Here is a 17,573-nt window from a genome sequence, read left to right as displayed (position 1 = left end):
CGTATATAATGGGAAATTGAACAAAATCCCACGATAAGTGCCCTTTTGCATTAGGTCTTATTCGTTTCATTTTTTAGCAATTCTTATTGTTTGGGTAGATATAGCTGCGCTATTTCTTTTCTTAATCTCCTGTAAATACTGTTGGGATGTCTCGCTGTTTATCGCTATTATAAGGCAGTTGTGAGGAAAGATTTCATCCTATAAGCGGGATTGCTTTGCTTATGCTTAGGGGTTTAGGCTCGCGATAACGGAATGGTTCAAATCCTCCCGATGAAGATTTTCATAAAAAGAAAGAATAAATCTCTTTTTAGCGCCTCTTGAAAGGAAAGAAAAATTTCATCTTATTTCTCCCTTGCTAACTCTTTTTTGTTTTAATATACTTTATAGAAATCCTATATTCTCTCACCACGAAAGGAGGTTAAACTATGAGCGGTATCGTAGATGTAAAAGCGAGAGAAGTTTTAGATTCCCGAGGCAACCCAACCGTTGAGGTGGAAGTTTTTCTTGAGGATGGCGCTGTAGGGAAGGCAATTGTTCCTTCCGGAGCTTCCACAGGAGCTCATGAGGCTCTTGAACTGAGGGACGGAGATAAGGAAAGATACGGAGGGAAAGGAGTTTTAAAAGCGGTTGAGAATGTGAACGAGGTAATCGCGGAGGAAATCGTCGGTATGGAGGCTATGAACCAAGTAGAGATAGATATGACCCTTATAGAGTTGGATGGAACGGAGAACAAGAGCCGTTTGGGCGCCAATGCAATATTGGGTGTATCGCTAGCCGTCGCCCACGCCGCCGCAAATAGCCTGGGCTTACCCCTATACAGATACATAGGTGGATTGACAGCGAGGGAGCTTCCCGTTCCAATGATGAATGTAATAAACGGAGGAGTGCATGCGGATAACAAGTTGGATATGCAGGAGTTTATGATTGTTCCCGCGGGAGCGGACTCCTTTAAGGAAGCTCTAAGAATTGGAGCCGAAGTCTATCAATCACTCAAGAAGCTTCTCAAGTCAAAGGGTTTGTCCACTGGAGTAGGGGATGAAGGCGGATTCGCCCCTGATATCACCACCCCCGAGGAGGCTTTGGGTCTTCTTACAGAGGCTATAGAGCAAGCGGGTTATGAGCCTGGCAAGACTGTTTATCTCGCAATGGACTCAGCCGCTTCCGAGCTGTGGGAGGATGGGAAATATGTCCTCAAGGGAATGGGGAAAACATTGACCTCGGAGGACATGGTGGAACTCTACGAGAAATTGATTGAAAAATTCCCCATTATTTCATTGGAGGACGGACTCGCAGAGGACGATTGGGAAGGCTGGCGACTTCTCACGGAAAGGCTTGGAAGCAAAATCCAGTTAGTGGGAGACGATATATTCGTTACGAATATCAAGCGGCTCCAAAAGGGTATTGAGGAAAAGGTAGCGAATTCAATTCTAATAAAGGTCAATCAAATCGGCACACTAACGGAAACCCTTCAATGCATACAGATTGCCAAGAAGGCTGGTTATACGACTGTTATATCACACAGAAGCGGAGAAACGGAAGATACCACAATCGCTGACCTTGCGGTTGCGGTGAACGCCGGTCAAATAAAGACCGGAGCTCCTGCGAGGACGGAAAGAGTTGCCAAATACAATCAACTACTGAGGATAGAAGAGGATTTGGGCAGGGCAGCGATTTTCCCCGGCAGGAGCGCCTTCATTAGATGAGGAAGACAAAGATAGTAGCCACAATAGGGCCCGCAAGCGAGAAGCCCGAGGTATTAAGGCTTCTCATAGAAGCAGGTATGGATGTAGCACGGCTAAACTTCGCCCATGGCACCTATGAGGAACATAGGGAAAGGATAAAAAACACAAGGAGAATCGCCAGTGAGTTTGGCAAGCCTGTGGCAATTCTCCAGGACCTTCCCGGTCCGAAGCTCCGCATCGGGGAACTCGCAAGCGAGGAAGGATTGGTTTTAGAGGAAGGTGCTATCGTTAATCTCATTTTAGCCGAGAAAGCCGAAAAGGATATTCCAATCCCCATTCCACCCATATTTTCTGCTCTAAAAGAAGGAAATAGGGTTTTGTTAGCTGATGGGAACATCCAACTTGAGGTGCTTAAACCCGGAAAAGAGAGAATTGAATGTCAGGTTATAGCGGGTGGAACTCTTCTCTCCCATCAAGGGATAAATCTTCCCGGGGTTAGCCTTCCCATATCTTCTATTACCGAGGAAGACATCAAACACCTCAATTTCGGGATTGACATGGGAGTGGATTGGGTAGCGCTGTCGTTCGTAAGGTCGGCTAAGGATATAAAGCGTTTAAGGCAATTGATGCTGCGCAGAGGCGACTACATTCCGATAATAGCAAAGATAGAGAAGCAGGAAGCGGTGCAAAACATAGAGGAGATATGCAGGGAAGCGGATGGGATTATGGTAGCGCGCGGCGATTTGGGCTTGGAGATACCGCTTGAGGAAGTGCCTGCCCAACAGAAGAACATCATCCGCTTGGCGAACAAACTCGGGAAACCCTGTATCGTGGCGACACAGATGCTGGAATCAATGGTGCGTAACCCTCGTCCTACGAGGGCTGAGGTGACCGATGTGGCAAACGCAATCCTTGATGGTGCTGATGCAGTTATGCTCTCGGAGGAAACTACTATTGGCAAATATCCTGTTGAAGCGGTTAAGATTATGCACCGCATAGCGGAGAGAACGGAAAGATTCATAGAGCAGAGAAACTTCTTCGCCCAACGCCTCAGCGAAAAAGTTGAGAGCACAACCGATGCAATAGCGATTAGCGCCTGCCAAATAGCGGAAAATCTCTCTGCAAAAGCAATAATCACTGTGACCTCTTCAGGCTACACTGCAAGGATGGTCTCCCGCTACAGACCTTCAATTCCCATCATCGCCATTACGCCGGAGCAGAAAACCCTCCGCAGACTTCCCTTGGTTTGGGGAGTCTATCCCTGTTTTAGACCCTACTATGAAAGCACCGATGAGATGCTTTCCAATAGCATTGAAGCTGCAAAGGAAAGCGGTCTTGTGAAAGATGGTGATGTTGTTGTGCTGACGGGAGGTGTTCCCATAAAGGTTCCGGGAACGACGAATCTCCTCAAAGTTCATATGATAGCGAGGACTCTTGCTACGGGAAAGGGCTTCGGGGAAGGAACCATCACTGGTGTCCTTAAGTGGTTAAAGAAGGAAGGACAATTGGTTAAGGGATATATCGTTGCAGTGGAGAAAGTTGAGGAAAAGCTTCTTCCCTATTTGAAGGAAGCCAAGGCAATCCTCACTAGGGAAGAGGGAGTCCAACCCTATCTTCTCTTGACTAAAGCGGAGATAGATGTGCCATTGTTAACTGGCATAGATGTCGGGGAGGAGGTGTTGAAGGAAGGGATGGTGTTGACGGTAGATGTTGATAAAGGAGTTGTCCTTGAAGGGGAGACGCAGGTAGTGTGAGGAGAAAAAAGGGAAGGAAAACGATACTTTTTATTATCGGGATATGCGTGGTGTGGCTATTTCTCCTCATACGAGTTATTCCCTCCCTTATTACCTTTTGCTATTCCTACATCAAGACAACAAAAGAAGTCAAAATATTAGAACGAAATATTAAGAGATTGAGCGGCGAAAACAAGGAGATGAAGGAACGAATCATGGATTTGAAGAAGGGTAAGGGGTGGGAAGAGATATTGCCCGAGCAAGGGTGGGTGAAAGAGGGTGAGATATTGATAAGGATTAAGGGAAAGCTGCCGGAGAAGAAGGAGGAAAAGGCAGGATTATTACAAAAATTTCTAAGTTGGTTTGAAAAGGGGAAAAAGTAAGGTTAAAATTTAAAAAGGATAATGGTGATAAAGCTAAACCCGGAGAGTATTTGGGGTAGCCTTTTATCCCTTCCTTCTCTTTCCGAGACACTCTTTTCCTTCCTCAAAGGTAAGGGGAAGGGATGGGTCGGTATAGAGAATGTAGGCTCACTCTATACCCTCCTGGTGGCTGGGTTGCTGAGGGAGATGGAGAAAGCGGTAATCATCACTCCCGATTTCATATCGGGAAGGAAGCTTTACGAGGAGCTTTACGATATCGGCTTAGATGTTCAATTCCTTCCTCCTCATCACGAGGAGTTCCTTGAAGAAGAACTCCTCCACTGGCAAATCAACTCCCTTGAGGAATTGAAAAGAGGAAGAGGAAAGGTCGTCATACCTTTTCAAACCCTTGGTCAGAGGATAGGGGAGAGGGAGTATATTAAGATTGAAGAGGGAAAAGATTTCCCTTTTGAAGAGCTATTGAAAAGGCTAATAGAGCTTGGCTATGAAAGAGTTGATATCGTAGAGGGTCCGGGGGAATTTGCGGTGAGGGGTGGGATTATTGATATCTTCCCTCCTCATCTTCCCCAACCAATTCGCCTCGTATTTCTCGGCGATACGATTGAGGAGATACGCCGTTTTGATATCTCAACCCAGCGCTCCTATGAAAGAACGAAGGAGGAGGATATTTTCTCACTCCTCGACTCGGGCAAAGGAAGAAAAATTGAGGAAATAATTGCAGATTACCCCAAAATAGTGTTGGGAGTAGCTCCTGATGACCTCAATTTGCCACAAGAAGCGAATATCCTTTACATTTTTCCTCGCTCTCCAACAGTTAATCTTGAGGTATTGCCTCCTCCTTCCTATAGAGGGCAGTTAAATCTCCTCATAGAAGATATAAAGACAAGGGAAGCTCTCGGATGGACGCAAATCATCTGCACCAGAAAGGGATATGGTGTGGCGAACCTTTTGAGAGAGGAAGGAATCAAAATAAGCGAATTGGAGAGCTACGAGGATTCCCTAAAGATTGGTGGAGTTAATCTCCTTTCCCTCACCCTTAGAGGTGGATTCCTCATTCCGGAAGGGAAATTTTCATTCATAACTGATGAAGAGCTCACAGGGATAAAGAAGGCGTGGCGACCGAGACCGATATTCCCCTCCCGCGAGGTTGCGAAGATATCGGATATAACCGATATGCGAATTGGGGACCTCATCGTCCACCCTCGCCACGGGATTGGAGCTTTCAAGGGAATTTTCCCCTTGGAGGTTCAAGGTGTGAAGAAGGATTATATTTGCTTGGAATACGCCGAGGGGGCGAAGCTTTATATTCCCGTGGAGGATGTTCGTCAGCTTCAGCGCTATATAGGGGAAGCGAATCCTCCCCTCAGTCGGCTTGGCGGAGGGGAATGGGAGAGGATAAAGAGGAAAGCAAAGGAATCAGCGCGGAAATTGGCTAAGGAGCTTTTGGAGCTTTATGCGAGAAGAGAGATAGAAAGGGGAATTTCCTTTTCTCCCGATACACCATGGCAAGCCGAGCTTGAAGCATACTTCCCATATGAGGAAACGGAGGACCAAAAGAGAGCCATAGAGGAAGTTAAAAGAGATATGGAATCACCAAAGCCTATGGATAGGTTGATTTGTGGAGATGTTGGATTCGGAAAGACAGAGGTGGCAATTAGGGCAGCCTTCAAGGCTGTTATGGATAATTATCAAGTGGCAGTTCTCGTGCCCACAACCGTTCTAGCTCAGCAACACTATGCAGTCTTCAAGGAGCGCCTCCAACCATTTCCCATTAGAGTGGAGGTATTGAGCAGATTCGTTTCAAAAGCGACGCAAAAGGCAATCCTTGAGGACCTTGAAAAGGGAAGTGTTGATATAATAATAGGGACCCACAGGCTCTTGTCAAAAGATGTGAAATTCAAAAATCTCGGCTTGCTTATAATAGATGAAGAACAAAGGTTCGGAGTGCTTCAGAAGGAAGCGCTGAAGAAGATGAAGACGAAGATTGATGTCTTAACCCTTACCGCCACCCCAATTCCAAGAACCCTCAATATGGCTCTTAGCAATATAAGGGATATAAGCATAATAACCGAACCTCCCGAGGGGAGATTGCCGATAAAAACGATAGTGGCGAAAAAGGATGATAAGTTAATCGCGGAGGCTATAAACAGGGAATTAGCAAGGGGAGGGCAGTGCTTCTATGTTCACAACAGGATTGAGGATATTTACGAAGAAGCGAGAAAGATAAAGGGGTTATGTCCCAATGCGAGGGTAAAGGTGGCGCATGGCGCTATGCCAGAGAGGGAATTGGAGAGGACTATGCTAGATTTCTACGAGGGGAAAATAGATGTCCTCGTCTCTACTACAATAATAGAAAACGGCTTGGATGTGCCCAATGCAAATACAATCATCATTGACGAAGCCACCTCATTCGGATTGGGTCAGCTCTATCAGCTAAGGGGTAGGGTGGGGCGCTCATATAGACAAGCCTATGCCTATCTTCTCTACGACCCCAAGCAGTTGAAAACAAAAGAAGCTAAAGAGAGATTACAGGCAATAGAAGAATTCTCACAGTTGGGCTCGGGATTGCGTCTTGCTATAAGGGATTTAGAGATAAGAGGGGCGGGCAATATCCTCGGACCTCAACAGCATGGGCATATCCAGGCTGTAGGGTTTGATATGTATCTTTCCCTTCTGCAGGAAGCCATAGCGGAATTGAGGGGGAAGAAGGTAGAAGAGAAGGAATTTTTCCTTCCCCCTGTTGACATACCCATTTCCGCCTATATCCCCGAGGAATACATATTGAGCGCCTCAATAAGGCTTGATTTTTACAAAAGATTGGCAAGCTGTCAATCCGAGGAGGAATTGAGAAACTTGGAGGAGGAAATGAAGGACAGGTTTGGCGAATTGCCCGAGCAAACGAAGAACCTCTTCAAGGTCCTGCAACTTCGCTTCCTCGCGAAGAAAGCGAATCTCCTTTCACTCAAATATAGAGGTGGAAGGCTATATCTACAGACATTGAAAGAGTTCGACCGCTCAAAGCTAAGAAAGATCGGCGGTGGAAGATGGGCTGACGGAAAGATAGTCATAGATATCAAGGGTCTCAGCGGTAGGAATTTAATTGAACATCTTCAGCAATTGCTTCTAAAATTAATTTGAAAAGGAGGTTGAAATGAAGTTCAAGTTCGGAACCGACGGCTGGAGAGCGGTAATAGCAGATGAATTCACATTTGAAAATGTCAGAATAGTGGCTGAAGCAATCTCCCTATTTATGAAGGAGAGGGGAACAGCCGAGAGAGGAGCGATTGTCGGCTACGACGCCCGTTTCCTTTCCCCTGAATTCGCTATAGCGGTTGCCGATGTTCTTTCCTCAAACGGCATAGATGTTTACCTCCCGGAAAGGGATGTCCCCACGCCATTCATATCCTTCTCTGTAAAGGAACTCAATGCGGGAGGAGCAGTGATGATAACCGCAAGCCACAATCCACCCATATACTCAGGGATAAAATTCATTCCCGAGTATATTCATCCTGCCCTCCCCGATGTTACTGACAGAATTGAGGAATTAATTAAATTCGTCAGGAAAAGAAGGGGAAAGACAACAGAAGGAGTTAAAGGGAAAGTTCAGCGCTTTGACCCATTTCCTTCCTATAGAAAACATCTGGAAAAGGTGATAGATTTCTCCCTCCTGAAAGAAAATCCTCATTATGCTATATACGACCCTCTTTATGCAAGCGGGAGGGGATACCTTGACGGGATATTGAGGGATGTGGGTTGGAAAGTGGAAGTGCTTCATAATGTAAGGAATCCTCTCTTCGGAGAGATGCTTCCCGACCCATCAGAGGGAAACCTGATAGAGCTGAGGGAGAAAATGGAAAAGGAAGGCGATATCGGGCTTTCCACCGATGGAGATGCTGATAGATTTGGCATTGTGGATAGGGGAGGCGATTTCATAACTCCTAACGAGGTGCTTGCTATTGTCCTTAAGTATCTCGTGGAAGAGAGGAAACTGAAAGGGGTGATTGTTAGAAGCGTTGCAACGACGAGCATGCTTGACTCTTTGGCAAAGCTCTACAATCTTCCCCTTAAAGAAGTGCCCGTTGGCTTTAAATTCGTGGGCAAGGCAATGAAGGACGAGGATGGACTATTAGGAGGGGAGGAGTCTGGCGGTATGACGATAAAGGGGCATATACCGGAAAAGGACGGCGTCTTAGCCTGTTTATTGATGTGCGAGATATACGCTAAATGGGGGAAGCCTTTAAAGGAGATTTTAGAGGAGATTTTTGAGAGGATAGGGAGATTCTTCTTCCAAAGGGTTGACATTCCCGTTGAGGAAAAAGGGAAAAAGAAAATGCTGAGAGCTTTGAAAAAGGCGAGTTCCTCCTTTGCGGGGTTGAAGATATGCGAAATAAACGAAATGGACGGCGTCAAGCTCAAGTTTGAAGATGGCTCTTGGCTTCTCCTACGCCCCTCGGGAACAGAGCCGATAACGAGATGCTATATGGAGACTCACTCCGAGGAGACATTATCACTTTTGAGGGAAGAGATTGAAAAGCTGATATGAGAAAACTGATAATAGCAACGAACAACAAGGGAAAATTTAGGGAAATGAAGCAGGCTTTAAATGGACTTCCCCTCCAGATTGTCCCCTTACCAGCTCCTCTTGAATCTGAGGAAGGGGAAGAAAGCTACTGGGAGAACGCTTCGCGCAAAGCAATTGAGGCGGTATCGCGCTGGGGAGAGATTTCGTTGGCGGATGATTCAGGTTTGGAGATAGAGTGCTTGGGCGGTTTCCCTGGGTTAAAGTCAAAGAGGGTGGGAGAAAGCGATGAGGAAAGGATAAAGCTTATCTTGTCATTGCTGGAAGGGAAAGGTTGGGAAGAGAGGAAGGCTTTATTTCGCTGTGTTATCGCAATCGCCACGCCCGAGGGAATTTTGGAAAAAGCTGAGGGCATAGTTAAGGGTTATATCGCTTATGAGCCAAAAGGAGAGGGAGGCTTCGGATACGACCCAATCTTCTTCGTTCCAGAGCTTGGGAAAACGATGGCGGAGCTGAGCTTAGAAGAGAAGAACAAGGTTAGCCATAGGGGTAGGGCATTGATAAAGGCAAGGGAGATTTTAGAGAAAATCTGCCTTAAAGTATAGACAAATTTTTCGTTTATGATATAATAGTAATTAAATAAATCCCCCTCTGGTTGATTTGTCGGCGAAAGCGATAAATAATTGATTTTAAAAAACACGGAAGGAAGGAGATCAAAAATCGCCGAGAGAGATAACTCCATTTTACCGCATAAGCAAATAGTGTTAGTTTTGGACTTCGGAGCCCAGTATAGCCAGCTTATCGCGCGAAGGGTGAGGGAGTGTCGTGTTTATTCCGAAATCGTCCCTCCCTCTATAACCGCCGAGGAGATAAAGAGAATCAATCCCAAGGCAATCATCCTTTCGGGCGGTCCAAACAGCGTTTTTGAAGAGGGGAGCTTGAAATGCGACCCTGAAATTTTCAATCTTGGCATTCCCATACTGGGCATCTGTTATGGTCATCAGTTGATTAGCTATATGCTTAATGGAGAAGTGCGAAGAGGAGAGAAAGCGGAATATGGAAAGACTGAGCTATTTGTAATAGACGACTCCGACATATTCGCAGGATTGAACCCCGACTTGATAGCCTGGATGAGTCATTCCGATATCGTGGTTAAACCACCTCCAGGCTTCAAGGTTACCGCCTATACCCGCTCTACCCCCGTTGCCGCTATGTCCTGCCCGGAGAGAAAAATCTTCGGTGTCCAATTTCATCCCGAAGTCGTTCATACACCTTGGGGAATAGAGGTGATACGCAATTTCCTCTATAATCAAGCGGGATGTGAACCCTTATGGACGACTACCTCTTACATCCAAAGCGCAATAGAATATATAAAAGAGGTGGTCAAAGACGGAGGCAAAGTCATCTGTGCCTTAAGTGGCGGTGTTGATTCCGCGGTCACGGCGGTTCTCGTGCATAAAGTCGTGGGGGATAACCTTTATTGCATATTCGTCAATCATGGACTCCTGCGCAAGGGGGAAGTAGAGGATGTCCTTCGCACATTCAGAGAGAATTTCAAAATGAACCTTATATATGTTAACGGCGAGGAAAGGTTCTTTTCAAGGCTAAAGGGCGTTACGGACCCTGAGGAGAAAAGGAGAATAATTGGAGAGGAGTTCGTGAAGGTCTTTGAGGAAGAGGCAAGCAAGCTTGAGGATGTCCGATATCTTGCCCAAGGCACGCTATATCCCGATGTGATAGAGAGCGGAACGGAAAGAGCAGCGAGGATTAAGACCCATCATAATGTGGGTGGATTACCCCTGAGAATGAAACTGAAACTGATAGAGCCGTTACGCTACTTATTTAAAGACGAGGTTAGGCAGATGGGCGAGGAATTAGGGCTAAGCTCGGATATAGTCTGGCGTCATCCTTTCCCTGGTCCCGGATTAGCCATCAGAATTATCGGCGAGGTAACACCTTTAAAAGCAGAAATATTAAGGGAAGCGGATGCCATCGTCGTGGAGGAAATCAAGAAAGCGGGCTTGTATAGGAGCGTATGGCAATCTTTTGCCGTCCTTCTTCCCGTTAGAACAGTGGGGGTGATGGGAGATAGAAGAACCTATGATTATACTATAGCTGTGAGGGTCGTTTCCAGCGAGGACGCCATGACAGCCGATTGGGTGAGATTGCCTTACGAGGTTTTGGAGAACATCTCAAATCGCATAACCCGGGAAGTTCAAGGCGTAAACAGGGTTGTTTATGATATATCTTCTAAACCACCTGCAACAATAGAATGGGAGTGATGTGATATGATAACGAGATTGGAAAGCGACATTCAGGAGATTCTTTTAACCGAGAAGCAGATTGCGGAGAAAGTTAAAGAACTGGGAGAAAAAATAAGCGAGGATTATAGAGATAGGGAGCTCGTTTTAGTGGGAGTTTTAAGGGGGGCGTTCGTCTTTCTCAGCGATTTGATTAGACATATAAGGATTCCCGTTTGCGTTGATTTTGTAGCCATCTCCAGCTACGGAGCTTATACTGAAACATCTGGGGTGGTTAAAATAATAAAGGACTTGGACGAAAGCATTGAAGGAAGACATATATTAATAGTAGAAGATATAGTTGACACGGGCTTGACTTTGGATTATCTTTTGCGGATAATAAGAGCTAGGAAGCCAGCGAGCGTTAAGGTTTGTGCTCTCTTAGATAAACCAGCGAAAAGGCAGGTAGAGGTGGATATTCATTATAAAGGATTTGAGATTCCCGATAAATTCGTTGTAGGTTATGGCTTGGACTTTAACCAAAAATATAGAAATCTACCATTCGTAGGGGTTTTGAAACCCGATGTCTACGCTGGAAAGTAAGGAGGTATGATGGATATGGAATTAGACCTTACCCAATTAGAAGCGATGAGCGACGAGGCGCTCCTCGGAATCGCTAAGGATTTAGGTATTAGCGAAGCAGAGAACCTCAACAGGGAGGATTTGATAAAGAATATAATTCAGAATTATGCTTGGAAATCAGGCTTGCGGTATATAGAAGGGGTGTTGGAAATCCTTCCTGAGGGTTATGGATTGATCAGGGTCAACGGATTTCGTCCATCAAACGATGATGTGTATGTGTCAGCTTCCCAGATAAAGAAACTGGGGCTCAAGATGGGGGATGTTATAGCCGGTTTCGCCAGAGCTCCCAAGGAAACGGAGCGCTACTATGGACTTCTAAGGGTGGAGACGATAAACGGAATAAAGCTAACATCTCTCAGAAAACGAGTTGATTTTGATGAACTCGTTCCCGTCTATCCCTTTGAGCGATTGCGCCTAGAGACCACTCCCGACAATATATCCGCTAGAGTTATAGATATAATAGCTCCCATTGGGAAAGGACAGAGGGGATTGATCGTTGCTCCTCCAAAAGCTGGCAAAACAACCCTCCTCAAAACTATAGCGAATAGCATAACGGCAAATCATCCCGAGGTTCACTTGATTGTCCTTCTCATTGACGAGCGTCCCGAGGAGGTAACGGATATTAAAAGGTCGGTTAGGGGAGAGGTGATTTCCTCAACATTTGACGAAATGCCGGAAAATCATATGAGGGTCGCCGATTTAACCCTTGAGAAAGCAAAGCGCTTGGTGGAGGCGGGGCGTGATGTTGTTATACTGCTTGACAGCCTCACCCGTTTATCCCGTGCCTCCAACCTCACTTGTACCCCATCTGGCAGGACACTCTCCGGAGGGCTTGACCCAGCCGCTCTTTACAAACCAAAGCATTTCTTTGGGGCGGCGAGAAAGATTGAGAATGGGGGAAGCCTCACTATAATCGCCACGACATTGATAGAAACGGGTAGCAGGATGGACGAGGTTATATTTGAGGAATTCAAAGGAACGGGGAATATGGAACTCGTGCTTGATAGAGGGTTGGCGGAGAGAAGGATATTCCCAGCGATAGATATAAAAAGAAGTGGAACTCGCCACGAGGAACTTCTCTACACGGAAAAGGAATTGAAGAGTGTATGGATTTTGCGGAGAGCCTATGCCTCTTTAGATACAGCGGAGGCAACCGAGGAATTAATCAAGTGGCTTAAACGCACAAGGTCGAACGAGGAGTTCTTCTCAACGGTAGTTGAGCGACTGAGAAGCAGCCTCTCCCCTGAGGAACTTGTGATGATAGAGGAAGGACCCTTTGAGCAAGACTAAAAAGGAGGCGAAATAAATTGCCTTATTTTGAGGAACCAGGTGAACATTTTGAGGGATTTCCAGAGGGCGATAAGGAAGTTCCCGTGAAAGTAGTAGGGGTTTTTGAAGACCAAGCGGGCAGGAATTTCGTAGTTTTAAGGGATGACATGGGTAGAAATCTTCACATTTGGATTGGTCCTTTTGAGGCTTTAGCTATAACCTTAGCTCTATATCCGGAGCAGGTGCTCGTTCCTCGTCCCTTAACACATGACCTCTTAAAGAATATCGTGGAAAAGTTAGAAGTCCAAGTGGAGAAGATTGTCGTTGATGACCTCTTCCACGACACATACTATGCGAAAATCTACCTTGGCGTTGCGGATAGGACCATCTTCGTTGATTCCCGTCCCAGCGATGCCATTGCCCTCGCCCTGAGAGTGAAAGCTCCCATCTATGTCCTGGAGAGAGTTTTCCTGGAAGCAGCAAAAGAAGAATATCAATAAAAATCCATACTCTTGAAAGGAGGTAGAATTATGGACGCAGAAGTCTACTTCGTAGACGCCCGCTCTTCTTCCCATGAGGAAGGTTTGGTCCCCAAATTGAGACGCCTTATAGAGAAGATGAACTTCTCCAGCTTCCTCTCACCGAACGACCTTGTCGGTGTCAAGCTTCACTTCGGAGAGAGAGGACATACCCGCTATCTCCGTCCCATATTCGTCCGTCCAATCGTTGAGGAGATAAAATCTGTGGGAGCGAAGCCCTTCTTGACCGATACCAACACCCTCTATAGAGGAGGGCGTTCCAACAGCGTTGACCATATTGTTAACGCCATACTAAATGGATTTGACTATGCCATCACCGGTGCCCCAATCATCATAGCGGATGGTTTGCGGGGGAAGAACTTCGTGGTTAAGAGGGTGAATTTGCCCCGCTTTAAGCAGATAAAGATTGCGGGAGAGATTTACTATTCCGATGCTTTGGTCGTTCTCTCTCACTTCAAGGGGCATATCCAGTTCGGCTTCGGCGGCGCCTTAAAGAATGTCGCAATGGGCTGCGCCAGCAGGGGCGGAAAGCAAGCCCTTCACTCACAGCTATCCCCACAAGTGAACGTGGATTTATGCATAGGTTGCGGGAATTGCGCCAAATGGTGCCCGGTGGGAGCGATAAAAATTAAAAACGGCAAAGCGGTAATAGATTTGAAAAAGTGTATAGGTTGCGGGGAATGTACTGTTTCCTGCCCGCAGGGAGCAATCGCTATCCGTTGGGGAGATGAAACAGTCGCTGAGCAGGAAAGGCTCGCGGAATACGCCTATGCAATCCTTGAGGATAAAAAGGGAAAGGTTTGTTTCTTCAATTTCCTTATGGACATAACCCCCCTCTGCGATTGCGTTGGTTGGGCTGACTTGCCAATCGTGCCCGACATCGGTATCTTAGCCTCCTTTGACCCAGTTGCAATTGATAAGGCTTCCGCTGACCTCGTTAACGAGGAAATAGGGATTGAAAGCTCTGCCTTGGGAAAAAGGTTAGAGAGAGGCGAGGATAAATTCCGCGCCCTTTTCCCACAAGTTGATTGGACATTACAATTGAAGCATGCGGAAGAGCTCGGCTTAGGAACGACGAATTACAAGTTGATAAAGATTTAAATGTCTTTCAATGAATTCCTGCTTAAAGCCGCCGCCATCCTCGTTTTAGCCAAGGGCTTTGGGGAGCTGATGAATAGAATTAGGCTGCCGACTGTCGTCGGCGAGCTTTTCACGGGACTTTTGCTTGGCTACAGCTTGTTGAACTGGGTCGACCCAACCAATGAAACCCTTCATATCCTCGCCGAGATGGGGGCGATTCTTCTCCTTTTTGAGATAGGATTGGAAATGGACATAGAAGAGCTTAAGAGGGCAGGTAAAGCTTCAATATGGGTGGGAACCGTCGGCGTCGTTCTCCCCTTCTTTCTTGGCTGGCTCATCTCCCTTGCCTTTGGCTACCGCTCGTTGGAGGCATTATTCATAGGAGGTGTCCTCACTGCTACGAGCGTGGGTATAACCGCAAGGGTTTTGCAGGAAAGAGGATGGCTCAAGAGTAGAGAGGCAAATGTTATTTTAGGGGCAGCCGTTTTAGACGATGTATTAGCTCTTATGGTTCTCTCCGTTCTCACGAGCATAGAACACGGAAACATATCCATAGGATTAATACTCCGCTCGTTTATCTTTGCATTGCTTTTTCTCGGACTTGCGCTAGGAATCGGCTTGCGGATAACTCCGTCCTTAATGAAGGTCTTGGTTAATTTGAGGACGAGGGGAGCGCTCTACGCGGGAGTTATAGCCTTTCTTCTCCTTCTTTCTCTTCTTTCTCAAATTGCCGGGTTGGCTCCAATAGTTGGTGCTTTCGCCTGTGGGCTTCTCCTATCACGCACAGAGCAAAAACTACATATAGAACGAGGAATCACCCCCCTTGCTGATTTTCTCACCCCTTTTTTCTTCGTCATTATGGGCGCCCAAATGAAAATCGGTGCTATCTCCTTTTCTTCCCTTTGGTTTATACTTGTAATCTTCGCTATCGCTTTTTCAGGCAAACTAATCGCTGGACTATCCTCTCCAGGAAAAGGACTAAAGAGGTGGATTATCGGCGTGGGGATGGTGCCCAGAGGGGAAGTCGGTCTCGTTCTAGCTTCTTACTCCTTGTCCCATCGTATCCTTTCCTATGCCGACTATTCCATATTGGTTTTGGTAATCATGTTAACCACGATAATAGCCCCTTTAATTTTACATCTCTCACTCAGCGAGCGTTCCGCTCACCAACTTCCTCCCAAATTGTAATAGGACATCAGCTATTTTAGGACCTAAACTCATAGAACTTTCATATGAGTAAAGCTGGGTGCCAAAATCCTCCTTGGTAAGTATATAGCCAATCTCATCACAGGCTAAACCGATTATCATTTTATATTTAGCCTTCAACAACTCCTTTAAAGCAAAGCCTACCTTAGGCAAGGCCTCACCAGGATTGGTCAAAATCTGCAGTTTTCCACCGATATCAAGGAAATGCATCTCCGTATCTATTCCTCCGCTTTGGATCTTCCTCTTGAATATGCCCATTTGGGAAGCGAGGAGAAAACGGGGGTTCTCAACCGGCAGCTTGAATCTGGCACACCTATGCGTTATCTTTGGATTTTGTATCTTTTCCGCCTTCCTCCAAGCCTCTATAACCTCCACCCCGATTGTCTCGCCAACCCTCCTCGCCTCTGAGAAACTGTGTTCCTTTACCCTCGGCGTCACCATTCCTCCCAATGCCCCGTTGAGAAATAGCGTCGTGCCACCAATCTTTCGCTCGCATAGCTCTCTCAAATAGTAGACAAAATCCGAGGTAATTAAATGATTATCTTCCCACAGAACCTCGGGATGACAGGCATAATTGACAAGTATAGCTATAGGTTTTCCATCAGGACTTTCCACAAACAAACAAGTCATCGTTGGGTCTAAAAGGCTCTCCTCCCTCGCATTATACGCCACTTCGCTTACCCTTGCTTCCCCTACTTTTAAAATTGCCGGCTTGGGTGATTTCCTCGCTTTATCTATAGCTTCCCTCACTTTGCCTTTGACAAAGGCAAGGTATTCGGGGTTAACACCAGATGTTGTTTCATCCGGACCCCACAATCCCAGGGTATCGGGACCAGAATGTTGATGAGTGCAAGCGATTATAATGTCATTTTTATTTCCGCGGATATCCTCAACATCGTCGTGAAATAAACCTATTAAATCAAGGGAAACAATAACCACACTCGTTTTACCATCGTTTAAATAAAGGGCACTGGCGTAAATATCGTCATGTACTCCCTCGCTTTTTCTATTATTTCCCAGACCAGCTAGATAAACGCTATATGATGGTGTTATCTTCACCCTGCTCGCTCCGGCAAGAAGTCCAGCCTCAGCTAAGGGGAGAATAAATAGTGAAAGCAAGAAGATTAATAAAAGAATTTTCGGCACAAAATATCCCTCCTATGTCCAAAAGTAATTCTTCGTTTATTAAAAAAGTCTTGACTTTAATTTATCTCATTTTATAATTACATTACTAAGAAGAAATGTCAAAGAAATTGTTCCTTTCTCTTATCCTCTTTTGTTCTCTCGCCTCTCCCCAGAAGAGGGTTCTCGCTTTCTATTATCCTTGGTATGGAACGCCCGAGATTTCAGGAGCCTGGGTGCACTGGAACGAAGCTGGCCATAACCCAGAAATCCTCCTCTCGGGAAATATCCCCGATACTGGGACCACTAATCATCCCCTCAAACTATATGACTCAAACGACCCACAGGTTATCAAAGAGCACTTATCCCTCGCAAAATGGGCAGGAATAGATGCCCTTATTTACAGCTGGTGGGGAATGGATGACTTCACTGATAGAGCTTTCAGGAAAGCGCTGAAAATAGCGGAGAAGGAGAAAGGGATTCCCGTGAAGCTCACGATTTATTATGAACAAGTTTCCCCTGTCGCCGTGGATAAGGTTGAAGCCACTGTAAAGGATTTGATGTATATCTTAAACGAATACGCTAACAGCCCTGCCTTCTTTAAGTTCGATAACAAACCGGTTATATTTATCTATGGTAGAGCAATGGGTCAGCTGGGGGATAAATGGGAAGATGTCATAAAAGAAGTGAAGAGATTGAGGAAAGGGAATGTCCTTTTCATCGCTGATTCCCTTAATTCCCGTTGGCTTGATTTCTTTGACGGTTTACACGAATACAACCCAGTTGGCGCTATTTTAGCAAAGGCGGATATGTATAGGAGGTATAGAAGTTGTAAGGAGATATGTGCCAAAAGGGGAAAAATTTCCTGCGCTACCGTTATCCCAGGCTATGACGATTCAAATGTTAGACCGAATAACCCTTTGATTCGCCTGAGGGATGATGGAAAGCTTTACAGGGAACTTTGGGAAAGCGCTATAAAGGCGGATGTGGACTGGGTCCTCATATGTTCCTTTAACGAATGGCATGAGGGAACGGAGATAGAACCGAGCGTTGAATATGGGAGATTCTACCTCCAGCTCACAAGAGAATACGCTAATCGCTTCAAGAAAGGAAAATGAACTTCTCTCTTATATCTCCTTCTGCCTTTCCCAGGCGAGG

The 17,573-nt window shown here is 46.0% G+C and carries 14 protein-coding genes; 13 read left to right on the top strand and 1 reads right to left on the bottom strand.

Going from position 1 to position 17,573, the window contains the following annotated elements; genetic code table 11:
- Window positions 1-425 precede the first annotated feature (425 nt).
- From eno to H5T88_05595, 12 genes are all read left to right on the top strand, one after another.
- The gene (gene eno, locus H5T88_05650; protein MBC7329828.1) at window positions 426-1,703 is read left to right on the top strand and encodes a phosphopyruvate hydratase; all 1,278 of its coding nucleotides are present in this window, start codon (window positions 426-428) and stop codon (window positions 1,701-1,703) included.
- Window positions 1,700-3,436, top strand: a complete 1,737-nt coding sequence (gene pyk / locus H5T88_05645) for a pyruvate kinase (GenBank protein ID MBC7329827.1) — start codon at window positions 1,700-1,702, stop codon at window positions 3,434-3,436. The genes eno and pyk overlap by 4 nt, the downstream gene beginning before the upstream one ends.
- Window positions 3,433-3,798 (top strand): hypothetical protein, encoded by a 366-nt coding sequence (locus tag H5T88_05640; protein ID MBC7329826.1) that lies wholly within the window; start codon window positions 3,433-3,435, stop codon window positions 3,796-3,798. Before pyk ends, H5T88_05640 begins: the two co-directional genes overlap by 4 nt.
- A gap of 21 nt (window positions 3,799-3,819) precedes the next feature.
- A complete protein-coding gene (gene mfd / locus H5T88_05635; GenBank protein MBC7329825.1) occupies window positions 3,820-6,936 on the top strand; it encodes a transcription-repair coupling factor in 3,117 nt (1,038 codons plus the stop codon).
- A gap of 13 nt (window positions 6,937-6,949) precedes the next feature.
- A complete protein-coding gene (locus H5T88_05630; GenBank protein MBC7329824.1) occupies window positions 6,950-8,341 on the top strand; it encodes a phosphoglucomutase/phosphomannomutase family protein in 1,392 nt (463 codons plus the stop codon).
- On the top strand, window positions 8,338-8,922 hold the full coding sequence (gene rdgB, locus H5T88_05625) for an RdgB/HAM1 family non-canonical purine NTP pyrophosphatase (GenBank protein MBC7329823.1): 585 nt from the start codon (window positions 8,338-8,340) through the stop codon (window positions 8,920-8,922). Before H5T88_05630 ends, rdgB begins: the two co-directional genes overlap by 4 nt.
- A 135-nt stretch (window positions 8,923-9,057) precedes the next feature.
- Complete coding sequence (guaA, locus tag H5T88_05620) at window positions 9,058-10,599, top strand: glutamine-hydrolyzing GMP synthase (protein ID MBC7329822.1); 1,542 nt, start codon at window positions 9,058-9,060, stop codon at window positions 10,597-10,599.
- An 18-nt stretch (window positions 10,600-10,617) separates the two neighbouring features.
- Window positions 10,618-11,160, top strand: coding sequence for a hypoxanthine phosphoribosyltransferase (hpt, locus tag H5T88_05615; GenBank protein MBC7329821.1), 543 nt, complete (start codon window positions 10,618-10,620; stop codon window positions 11,158-11,160).
- 6 nt (window positions 11,161-11,166) lie between these two features.
- Entirely contained in the window at window positions 11,167-12,489 is a 1,323-nt protein-coding gene (gene rho / locus H5T88_05610; GenBank protein MBC7329820.1) for a transcription termination factor Rho, read from the top strand.
- Window positions 12,490-12,506: 17 nt separating this feature from the next.
- Complete coding sequence (locus tag H5T88_05605) at window positions 12,507-12,968, top strand: bifunctional nuclease family protein (protein MBC7329819.1); 462 nt, start codon at window positions 12,507-12,509, stop codon at window positions 12,966-12,968.
- Window positions 12,969-12,998: 30 nt separating this feature from the next.
- Window positions 12,999-14,108, top strand: coding sequence for a DUF362 domain-containing protein (locus H5T88_05600; GenBank protein MBC7329818.1), 1,110 nt, complete (start codon window positions 12,999-13,001; stop codon window positions 14,106-14,108).
- A complete protein-coding gene (locus H5T88_05595; GenBank protein ID MBC7329817.1) occupies window positions 14,109-15,275 on the top strand; it encodes a cation:proton antiporter in 1,167 nt (388 codons plus the stop codon).
- Here H5T88_05595 and H5T88_05590 read toward each other — a convergent pair.
- Entirely contained in the window at window positions 15,231-16,439 is a 1,209-nt protein-coding gene (locus tag H5T88_05590) for a neutral/alkaline non-lysosomal ceramidase N-terminal domain-containing protein (GenBank protein MBC7329816.1), read from the bottom strand. The two genes, H5T88_05595 and H5T88_05590, sit on opposite strands and share 45 nt — an antisense overlap.
- Before the next feature lie 95 nt (window positions 16,440-16,534).
- On the opposite strand from H5T88_05590, the gene H5T88_05585 reads away from it, so the two are divergent.
- A complete protein-coding gene (locus H5T88_05585) occupies window positions 16,535-17,533 on the top strand; it encodes a glycoside hydrolase family 99-like domain-containing protein (protein ID MBC7329815.1) in 999 nt (332 codons plus the stop codon).
- The last annotated feature ends 40 nt before the right edge of the window (window positions 17,534-17,573 follow it).

It is taken from the genome of bacterium (assembly GCA_014360495.1).
In the GTDB taxonomy this organism is placed as follows: domain Bacteria; phylum Armatimonadota; class JACIXR01; order JACIXR01; family JACIXR01; genus JACIXR01.
Note: the sequence above shows the minus strand (reverse complement) of the source record. Positions and strands in the feature narration are given on the sequence as shown.